Annotated in this window: 9 protein-coding genes; 7 read left to right on the top strand and 2 right to left on the bottom strand. The window is 60.2% G+C overall.

Going from position 1 to position 9,633, the window contains the following annotated elements; genetic code table 11:
* The 7 genes from B3V69_RS11810 to B3V69_RS11780 all read left to right on the top strand — a co-directional run.
* A partial coding sequence (locus B3V69_RS11810) for a DTW domain-containing protein (protein ID WP_296446763.1) occupies window positions 1–208 on the top strand: 208 nt, incomplete at its 5' end.
* 145 nt (window positions 209–353) lie between these two features.
* A complete protein-coding gene (locus B3V69_RS11805) occupies window positions 354–965 on the top strand; it encodes an outer membrane beta-barrel protein (protein ID WP_296446761.1) in 612 nt (203 codons plus the stop codon).
* Between the two features lie 137 nt (window positions 966–1,102).
* Entirely contained in the window at window positions 1,103–2,671 is a 1,569-nt protein-coding gene (gene pap / locus B3V69_RS11800; protein WP_296446759.1) for a polyphosphate:AMP phosphotransferase, read from the top strand.
* Window positions 2,672–2,793: 122 nt separating this feature from the next.
* The gene (locus B3V69_RS11795) at window positions 2,794–3,168 is read left to right on the top strand and encodes a response regulator (RefSeq protein WP_296446757.1); all 375 of its coding nucleotides are present in this window, start codon (window positions 2,794–2,796) and stop codon (window positions 3,166–3,168) included.
* 5 nt (window positions 3,169–3,173) lie between these two features.
* Window positions 3,174–3,782, top strand: a complete 609-nt coding sequence (locus tag B3V69_RS11790; protein WP_296446756.1) for a chemotaxis protein CheC — start codon at window positions 3,174–3,176, stop codon at window positions 3,780–3,782.
* A gap of 13 nt (window positions 3,783–3,795) precedes the next feature.
* Window positions 3,796–4,779 (top strand): GGDEF domain-containing protein, encoded by a 984-nt coding sequence (locus B3V69_RS11785; protein WP_296446754.1) that lies wholly within the window; start codon window positions 3,796–3,798, stop codon window positions 4,777–4,779.
* Window positions 4,780–4,806: 27 nt separating this feature from the next.
* Complete coding sequence (locus B3V69_RS11780) at window positions 4,807–6,507, top strand: sensor domain-containing protein (RefSeq protein ID WP_296446752.1); 1,701 nt, start codon at window positions 4,807–4,809, stop codon at window positions 6,505–6,507.
* A gap of 133 nt (window positions 6,508–6,640) precedes the next feature.
* On the opposite strand, the gene B3V69_RS11775 is transcribed toward B3V69_RS11780, so the two are convergent.
* Complete coding sequence (locus B3V69_RS11775) at window positions 6,641–8,920, bottom strand: nitric-oxide reductase large subunit (RefSeq protein WP_296446750.1); 2,280 nt, start codon at window positions 8,918–8,920, stop codon at window positions 6,641–6,643.
* A gap of 257 nt (window positions 8,921–9,177) precedes the next feature.
* A partial coding sequence (locus tag B3V69_RS11770) for a TRAP transporter large permease subunit (protein WP_296446748.1) occupies window positions 9,178–9,633 on the bottom strand: 456 nt, incomplete at its 5' end.

Raw genomic sequence — 9,633 nt, 5'->3', positions numbered from 1 at the left:
GCTGCAACAATTGCCGCGCCTGTCATTGCGCGACCTGCCGGCGTCCCACTACCTGATCCGCAAAGCGCATCGGCCCGATCAGCTCTCCACGCTGGAGGCGACTTGCGCCGCGCTGATGCAATTGGAGGGCGGCGTCGAGCAGTTTGCGCCCTTGCTGAGGGCGTTTGACGGCTTTGTGGCGCAGCAGTTGGGGTACCGGACAAGGTAGCGCAGGCCCGCGCGATCGTCCTACAAAACGTGCCGGAGATGGCCTACATCGTGGCCGGCCTGCAATCGCTAAAGTGATTGAATCTTCAACTTGGCTGAGACGCTGGCGCGGTCCGGGATGTTCCTCAGCCCCCAAAGGATTCATCGTGAAAAAGTCACATCGCATCATTTCCAGCTTGTTCGTGGTCGCAGCATCGCTGGGCTCGGTCGTCGGCGCGCAGGCGCAAGACAATAGGTCCGGCGCCAGCAGCCGCTCCGGCATGTACGGCGCTGGCAAAAGCTACATCGGCCTGAATGCTGGACAGTCGAACTTCTCGCTGGGCGACGGCACGGGTCTTTTTGGTTCCGACAGTCGCGACACGGCTTACAGCCTTTACGCCGGTAACTACTTCAACAACAACTTCGGTCTGGAGTTTGGCTATACCGATTTCGGCCGGGTTAACCGCGCTGGCGGCAGCACCCGGGCGGATGGTATCGGCATGAGCCTGGTCGGCAAACTGCCGCTGGGCGATGCGTTCAATCTGCTGGGCAGGATCGGCACGATTTATGGCCGCACCAACGTGGCGTCACAAGCCGGCTCAGGCATCGTCGCAGGTGACGAAAGCGGTTTCGGCTTGTCTCTTGGCGTGGGTGCCGAATATATGTTCAATCCGCAGTGGTCGGCGGTACTGCAATACGACGCGCATGATCTGAATTTTATTGGCGGCAGCCGTGAGCGCATCAGCATCACCACCTTAGGTATGCGCTACCGCTTCTAAGCGCTTTGGCGCGGCCCGGCGCCATGTCTGCCATGGCGTTCGGTGCGACATGCCATTTTCAGACGGGCGAAGGTAGGGCGTGACCTAGAATGATTCTCCTCGCCGCTTGGCAACAAGACGGCAACTGGAGGGCATGGATGTTTGAATCGGCAGAAATTGGTCACAAAATCAGCAAGACCGCCTACCGTGAGGCGGTGCCTGCGCTACGTGCTGCGCTGCTGGAGGCACAGGCTGGCTTGCAGGAGAGCGGGAAAATCCCCGTGGTGGTGCTGATTAGCGGCCAGGATGGTGCGGGCAAGGGCGAAACCATCAATGTGCTGTATGAGTGGATGGACCCCCGCTTTATTTCCACGCTCGCTTTTGCCGAGCCGACCGACGAGGAACGGGAGCGCCCGCCCGTGTGGCGTTATTGGCGATCCTTGCCAGCCAAGGGGCGTGTCGGGATTTTCGCCGGCTCCTGGTATTCGGACCCGATTCGCCAGCGCATTCTGAGCGAGATCTCGATGAAGGAGCTCGATGCCCGGGCCGACCAGATCAACCGCTTTGAGGCGATGCTGGTGAACGAGGGCGCTCTGGTCTTGAAGTTCTGGTTTCATTTGACCAAAGAGGGGCAGAAAAAACGGCTCAAGGCGCTCGAAAGTGACCCCCGTACCGCCTGGCGTGTGACCAAGTGGAACTGGGACCGGCTCAAAACTTACGACCAGCTGCAAGACGTGGCCGGCCACTTGCTGCGCATGACCAACACACCCTGGGCGCCCTGGGTGGTGGTGGAAGGCACGGACGACCGCTACCGCTCGCTGACGGTCGGGCAGATCGTGCTGGAGGCCTTGAAGGAGAAGCTGGCCAGCACCGACAAGCAGGAGTCCCCGGTGGCGCCCATGGTGCGGGTCGACACCGATGGCCGCAACGTGCTGTCCGAGCTCGACCTCAAACTCAAACTGACGGACAAGCCCTATGAGCGCGAGCTGGCCCAATGGCAGGGGCGCCTGTCGGAGCTGGTGCGTGATGCGCGCTTCAAGGGCCGCTCGCTGGTGTGTGCTTTTGAAGGCGCGGACGCCGCTGGCAAGGGCGGCGCCATCCGGCGCATGGGCGCGGCGTTGGATGCGCGGCAATACCAGGTGTTTCCGGTGGCCGCGCCCACGGAAGAAGAGCGGGCACAGCCTTATCTGTGGCGTTTCTGGCGCCATGTGCCGCGCCTAGGGCACGTGGCCATTTTTGACCGCACCTGGTACGGCCGGGTACTGGTCGAGCGGGTGGAGGGGTATTGCAGTGAAAACGACTGGCTGCGGGCCTACACCGAGATCAATGACTTCGAGCATGAACTGGCCGACGCCGGCGTGATCGTGGTCAAGTTCTGGTTGCAGATTACCCAAGAAGAGCAGCTCAGGCGCTTCAAGGAGCGAGAAGAGATTGAATTCAAACGTTTCAAGATCACCCAGGAAGACTGGCGCAACCGCGAGAAATGGGGTGCGTACCAGCAGGCGGTATGCGACATGGTGGAGCGCACCAGCACCGGCAATGCACCCTGGACGCTGGTCGAAGCCAACGACAAGAACTACGCGCGGGTCAAGATTCTGCGCACACTGTGCGAGCGCATGGAAGCCGAGCTGGACGGCCGACAGGCGCCCGGCGCGGAAGGCCGCGCCAAGAAATGGGGCAAGTCGGCCAAGCGCGGGAAATCCGATGCGAAGTACGCGGCAATATGAAATGAACAGCGTTGCGGTGGCGCCTACAATCATGGCGACGGTCCAGTGACGCCAGCGAACGCCGCCCGACGGTACACTGATCACTGACGTCGCTGGCATATCAACGCGAGAGCAACACCACCATGGCCGACCCCACTACCAAGTCCGTACTCGTCGTCGACGACAGCCGCGTCTCGCGCATGCTGATCAAGTCCCTGCTATTGGCCCGGTGCCCGCAATGGACGATCACCGAAGCCAGCAGCGGTGATGAAGCGCTGGCCCTGGCCAAGGCGCAGTCCTTCGACTGCTGCACCATGGACATCAACATGCCCGGACTGCAGGGCACCGAGACCGCGGAACAGTTGCTGAAGATTCAGCCCGTCTTGCGCATCGTCCTGTTCTCCGCCAACATTCAGGAAACCCAGCAAGCCCGCGCCGCGCAAATTGGTGTGCCCTTCGTGGCAAAACCCGTGACCGAAAAATCCGTCGCGCTGGTGCTGGCCCATTTTCAGGGGTAACACTGATGGTTTTATCGGTCACCCAGCTGGACGCGCTTACCGAAATTTTCAACGTCGGTGCCGGTCGCGCGGCATCGAGCTTGAGTGACATCGTGGGCGACGAAGTCCTGCTGTCCGTGCCCAGAGTCGAGTTCTACCGTGCCAGCGAGATCAACGCCAATGTGTTGTCGCTCACCTCGGCGCGACTCGGTTCGGTTCAACAAAAGTTCAAGGGGCCGTTCAACATGGCGGCCTCCCTGTTGTTCACGGAGGAACGGGCGCTTGAAATCGTGCAGGAGATGATTGGCTCGCAAGTGCAGAAGGAGGACCTGGTTGAGTACGAACAAGAGGCCATGTGCGAAGTCGGCAACATCATTTTGAACGCCTGTCTGTCGGCCATGGCGGACATGCTGGGCATTTCTTTTGAAAGCACGCTGCCGGAGTATTCAAGCGATGCGCCCGACGTTGTCATTGAGCGCATCGTCTCCGATATCGACAATCCTTTGATGTTGATTCTGCACATGAACATGATTATCGAGAAGCGACGCAGCCAGGGCACCCTGATCTTCTGGCTGAGTTCCTCGTCACTGCAGGATCTGATTCTTCACCTTGACCGATTTCTTACCCGGATTTAGTGCCACTGACAACATGAAACTCGATAAATTCGATGCCAGCCCGCCGTGGTCGACGATTTTTGATGCGGTGGGGTTCGGTCTGGTGCTGGTTGACGCCGATGCCCATGTTTTGCTTTGGAACGGGTGGCTGACCCGGCACAGCGGGGTGGACGCACAGGACGCTTTCGGGCAGCCCCTGGCGGCCGTGTTTGGCGCGGCGCCGTCGGCCTCCTTTGTCGCCGCTTTGCACAACGCCTTGCACTACAAACTCCCGGTCGTGTTGTCCAACGTGCTGCACCGCTGTCCCTTGCCCCTGTATGCGCAACTGCCGATGAGCGAGTCGGCCGACCGTATGCCGCACGCCATCACCATGACGCCATTGGCCGTCGCCCCCTGGGGACCCTGTTGTCTGATTCAGATCGCCGATTCCAGCCGGGCGATTTCCCGCGAAAAAGTCCTTCAGAAGCAATCGGACCGGCTCAGCCAGGAGGTCATGACCGACAGTCTGACGCGTGCCTTCAGTCGCGGTTTTTTTGACCAGTTTTACCAGCAGGAGTTCGCACTGGCGCGCCGCCAAGGGACCAAGTTGTCGCTCATCCTGGTGGACGTGGACTACTTCAAGGGCTACAACGACGAGTATGGCCACCCCGCTGGCGACAAGGTCCTCGTGACCTTGGTGCAGGCCCTCAAAGCCGGGCTGTTACGCGCAACCGACAAGTTGGCCCGCTATGGCGGTGAAGAGTTCGTCGTGATCCTTCCCGACTGTGCCCAGAACAAAGCGCTGGCCATCGCCGAACACCTGCGAACCGCCGTGCTGGCGCTCAAGCTGCCGCACCGAAAGTCGGGCATGTCGGACCAGATCACTATCAGTCTGGGTGTTTCCACCATGGAGTCGGGCCAGACTTGCAGCGCGCAAGCGCTGTTGGAGGCCGCCGACCTTGCCTTGTACGCCGCCAAGGGCAAAGGGCGCAACGGTGTCCAGTATTGTGGTCCGCAGCTACCCCAAGCGTCGGCTTGACGACGGGTCGGGCACCGCGCATCCCGCATGAATCCAACCAATGCTTCGCCCAGTTTGTCTTCGTCGTGGACGCTGGACGAGAATTTCCATTTCCTGGCCTATCCCGCACACACGCTGCTCTGGATGTGCGACATACAGGGTTTGTGCGACTTCGTCAGTCCGTCCTGGCTCAGTTTCACCGGCCGGGAGGCCAAGCAGGAATTGGCCCGCGGTTGGCTCGACCGCGTCCATCCCGATGAGCTGAGTGCCCTGCAACATCAACTGGACACGGCGGTGCGCGAGCAACAGCCGTTCCGGCTTCTCTATCGCTATCAGCGTGCCGACGGTGTCTACCGCTGGTTTGTCAGCCAGGGCATGCAACGCACGACGGCAGCGGGCGAGTTTTCCGGTTTTATCGGTCAGTGTTTCGATGTCACGGCCTATCAGGCGGGTGAGTTGGAAATGGAGCTCTCCGCGCAGCGCATGATTTCCCTCTTGCGGCAGACGCGCCTGATTGCCGCCGTGCTCGATACGCAAGGACGCGTCCTCTTTTCCAATGGCAATTTGTGTCGGCTGCTGGCGTACGAGGGCGCCGAGCTGATCAACCGTCGACTCTTCGAGTCCCCTCTGGCCCCCGGCGACAGTCCACTGCCTGGGATGATTTACCCCGATGGACAGGATCGCGCCGAGTTCTCGGTTGAATTTGAATCTGAATTGCTGACCCGTCACGGTGAGACGCGCCATGTGCACTGGCATGCCCTGGGCTTGCCGGAGTACGCAGGGCACGCGAACAGCACGATCCTGATCGGCGACGACATCACGGAAGCACGGCGGATGGAAGATCGCCTGAAGCTGACCGCCAAGGTCTTTGAGTCGACCAATCAGGCCATGCTCATTACCGACGCCAAGGGTGACATCATCATGGTCAACCAGGCCTTTACCCAGATGACGGGTTATGACCGGGAGGAGGTGCTGGGCAAGAACCCGCGCATCTTCCAGTCCGGCCGCCAGGACCGGGCTTTCTACGAGCAGATGTGGAAAAGCATTCGCGAAACCGGCCACTGGCGCGGTGACATCTGGGATCGCGACAAGAACGGCGTCGAGTATCCCAAGTACCTGTCGATCAGTGTGATCCAGGATGAGAACGGAAAAGTCACGAATTATTCGGGTATTTTCTACAAAATAACCGAGCGCAAGGCGATCGAGGAACGCCTTGATTTTCTGGCGCATTACGACATGCTGACCGGTTTGCCCAACCGTTCGCTGTTGCATGATCGCCTGAAGCAGGCGATCGAATACGCGAAACGCGAAGGCACGCGCATCGGCTTGCTGTATCTCGATCTCGACCACTTCAAGCAGGTCAACGACACCTGGGGCCATGACGCTGGCGACGCGCTGCTGAAGGCCGTCGCCCGGCGCATGACGGACAGCGTGCGCGCGGTGGACACGGTGGCGCGTCTGGGCGGCGACGAGTTCGTCGTGCTGGTGCCGGACGTCCAGGAGATCGATGACATTACTGAGGTGGCTCGCAAGATCCGCGATGCCCTGATGCCCGCTTACGATATTCGCGGCACGTCCGTGCTGGCGACGCCCAGTATCGGCATCAGTGTTTATCCGGATGATCACGAAGATGACGAAGTGCTGCTCAGATACGCCGACAGAGCCATGTACGCCGCCAAAAACAGCCGCCATGGCAATCTCAGATATTTCAACGAGATCAAGCAGGCGGATGACCCGCACCGGGACTGAGCCACAAACAGTTTATTTCCGGTACACCTAGTGCGGTCGCCGGCCCCGCTCAAACCCTGTTGATGAGGGCTGAAACAGGTCAAGCGCCGCGATGTGTGCACATCGGGCGCTTGCGTCATCCAAGCCTATTCGCTCAAGCTCTTTTGGCTGCGATCACGGGCATCGGTGTCGACTGCTTGCGTTTGCCAGCTGTCAGCAACCGCACCGCGAACCAGGCCAGGAACAAGGTGCCGATGGCGAAGACGACATCGCCCGGTACCCGCATCCACACCATCGTTTCCATGAAGTGTGAATGAACGACTTCCGGTGAACGGGCAAACCACATGCCCTTGGTGACACTGGCCCAGGCCTGGTAGATGCCGGCTGGCACCAGCGAGATGAACACCATCATGGCCAGGCCGATATTGAGTGACCAGAACATCGGGGCCAGCAGCTTGTCAGACCAGGCTAATCGATCCGACAGGCCGCGCAGGCAAAACAGCAGCAGACCGATGCCCAGCATGCCATAGACACCGAACAGCGCGGCATGACCATGGGCCGCGGTCATGTTGAGCCCCTGCATGTAGTACAGCGCGATCGGTGTGTTGATCGAGAAGCCCAGCAAGCCGGCACCGACGACGTTCCAGAAGCCGACCGCGATGAAGCACAGGATCGACCACTTGTAGGATTGCACCCAGGGCGCGGCCTTGGAGCGTTGGTAGTTGCGATAGGCCTCGACCCCGATCATGGCCAAGGGCACCACTTCGAGCGCCGAGAACATGGCGCCGATGGCGATCACGAAGGTCGGCGTGCCGGTGAAGTACAGATGATGCAAGGTGCCCAGAATGCCGCCGAACAGGAACACAATGGTTTCCAGCACGATCGCGCTGTTGGCGGTGGCGGCGCGAATCAGGCCCAGACGGGTGAACAACAGGGCAATGACAGCCGTGGCGAACACTTCAAAGAAGCCTTCCACCCACAGGTGGACCAACCACCAGCGCCAGTACTCGATCATCGAGTAATGCGTGTGCGGACCCCAGGTCAACGAGGTCGCATAGAAGCCGCCGATGCACAGGGCCGACAGGAACACCATCGCAATCAAGCCGCGGCTCTCCGACGGCTTCTTCAAGGCCGGCATCAGCCCGCGTCCCAGCAGGGTGACCCAGAACAGCAAGCCGATAAACAAGAGCACTTGCCAGACGCGGCCCATGCTGGTGAATTCCAGGCCCTGGTTGCCGATCCAGAAGCTGAAATCATTGCCCAGGTGCTGCAATGAACCGAGCCAGCCGAAGGCGGTGGAGCCGACCACGATGAACAGCAAGGCATAGAACAACACGTCAACCCCGAGTTTCTGGTATTTGGGCTCATGGCCCGAGATCGCCGGGGCGATGTACAGGCCGGTCGCCAGCCAGGCGGTGGCAATCCACAAGACCGCGAACTGGGTATGGATGGTGCGGCTCACCGTAAAGGGCAGTATCTGCGCCAGCGGGAAACCAAAGAAGCTCTGGCCCTCGACCGCATAGTGGGCGGTGATGACCCCCATGGCCACTTGCGCCAGGATCAGGCCGATCACCACATAGAAGTATTTTCGCGTCGCCTTCATGGACGGCGTTGGCTTCAGGTCGAACAGCGGATCGGTTTTGGGCGGCGTCGGGTCGCCCTCCTCCTTGGCCGTCGAATGGTAGAACAGCATGGCCACGATGGCGGCGATCATGAAAATAACACTGGCAATCGACCAGATACCGGCCCCGGCGGTCGGGCTGTTGTCGACCAGCGGCTCGTGCGGCCAATTGCTGGTGTAGCTCAGGTCCGTCTCATTGGGCCTGTCGGTGGCGGCCGACCAGGCCGACCAGAACATGAAGGCCGGTAGCGCTTGCAGATCCAGTGGGTCGGGCAATGACCCGGCATTCATCGCATATTGTTCGCGCAACTTGTCCAGTGCCGGGTCATTGCCGAACAGGCTGACGTAATGCCGTGCGACCTGCTGCACCGCCTCGGCGCGTTCCGGCGAGAGCGTGATGGTGTCGGTTTTCGCGTCAAACGTGTTGCTTCGCATCTCGCTCTTGAGCCGGCCGTTGAGTTCGCCTTGCTGGCCGACACTCAGTTGCTCAAAGGGCTTGCCGAAATCACGTTGCGACCATATGGCGCGCAGCGCCAGCGCTTCGCGGTGCAGCCAGTCGGCCGACCAGTCCGGTGCGACGTAACTGCCATGACCCCAGACCGATCCCAACTGCTGACCGCCGGCCGAAAGCCAGGCTTCCTGACCGCGTTGCACCTGTCCTTCCGAAAATAGCACCGTTCCCTTGGTGCTGATGACTTGTTTGGGGATGGGCGGCGCTGTCAGATAAATCTCTGTTCCGACCCAGCCTAAAACGGCGAAGGAGAGAACACAGATGACGGCGAGCCAGGTCCAGAGTTTGCGCGTAGCGTGCATGGCAAATATTCCTTAGTGGTGAAGTTGAAATGCGAGTGGGTGCTGGTTTGAAGCAAACGCCACTATAGATGCATTCTATGTGCATCTATTAAAAGATGCAATAGCAATACTTCTTTTTGAGATAATTTTTGTCTCAACTGTCGCGGCGACCCGAATCCGTCGACGCGCTGGCTTGCCTTCTTGCCACAGTCTGATGTTGCCGATACCCACCCAACTCAAGTCGGGTGTGCCCACCGTCATGGTGCCGCCCTTCAGCGCTACATCATCCCCAGCATTCTCGGAAACCAGGTCGACAGGCCGGGCCAGTAGGTGACCAGCATCAGGAAGCCCAGCATGCCCAGCAACCAGGGCCAGACCGCCACCGTCAGCTCGGTGATGCCCATCTTGGTGATGCCCGAGGCGACGTAAAGGTTCAAGCCCACCGGCGGGTGGCACATGCCGACTTCCATGTTCACCACCATGATGATGCCGAAGTGCACCGGGTCGATGCCCAGCTTCATGGCCACCGGGAACAGGATCGGCGCGAAGATCAGCACGATGCTGGACGGCTCCATGAAGTTGCCCGCCAGCAGCAGAATGACGTTGACCGCGAGCAAGAACGTGATCATGCCCAGGCCATGGCCCAGCATCCAGTCGGCCAGCGCCTGCGGGATGTTCTCGTTGGTCAAGATGAAGGAGAACAACACGGCGTTGGTGATGATGTACAGCAGCAT

Source organism: Rhodoferax sp. UBA5149, from assembly GCF_002413825.1.
Classification (GTDB): domain Bacteria; phylum Pseudomonadota; class Gammaproteobacteria; order Burkholderiales; family Burkholderiaceae_C; genus Rhodoferax.
The sequence above is the reverse complement of the archived record's forward strand: the minus strand, read 5'-3'. Positions and strand labels throughout refer to the sequence as shown.

Coding starts and splice junctions, on each gene's coding strand:
- B3V69_RS11785 (WP_296446754.1), top strand. CDS start 3,796: ATGAAACTCGATAAATTCGATGCCAGCCCGCCGTGGTCGACGATTTTT.
- B3V69_RS11790 (WP_296446756.1), top strand. CDS start 3,174: ATGGTTTTATCGGTCACCCAGCTGGACGCGCTTACCGAAATTTTCAAC.
- B3V69_RS11780 (WP_296446752.1), top strand. CDS start 4,807: ATGAATCCAACCAATGCTTCGCCCAGTTTGTCTTCGTCGTGGACGCTG.
- B3V69_RS11775 (WP_296446750.1), bottom strand. CDS start 8,920: ATGCACGCTACGCGCAAACTCTGGACCTGGCTCGCCGTCATCTGTGTT.
- pap (WP_296446759.1), top strand. CDS start 1,103: ATGTTTGAATCGGCAGAAATTGGTCACAAAATCAGCAAGACCGCCTAC.
- B3V69_RS11795 (WP_296446757.1), top strand. CDS start 2,794: ATGGCCGACCCCACTACCAAGTCCGTACTCGTCGTCGACGACAGCCGC.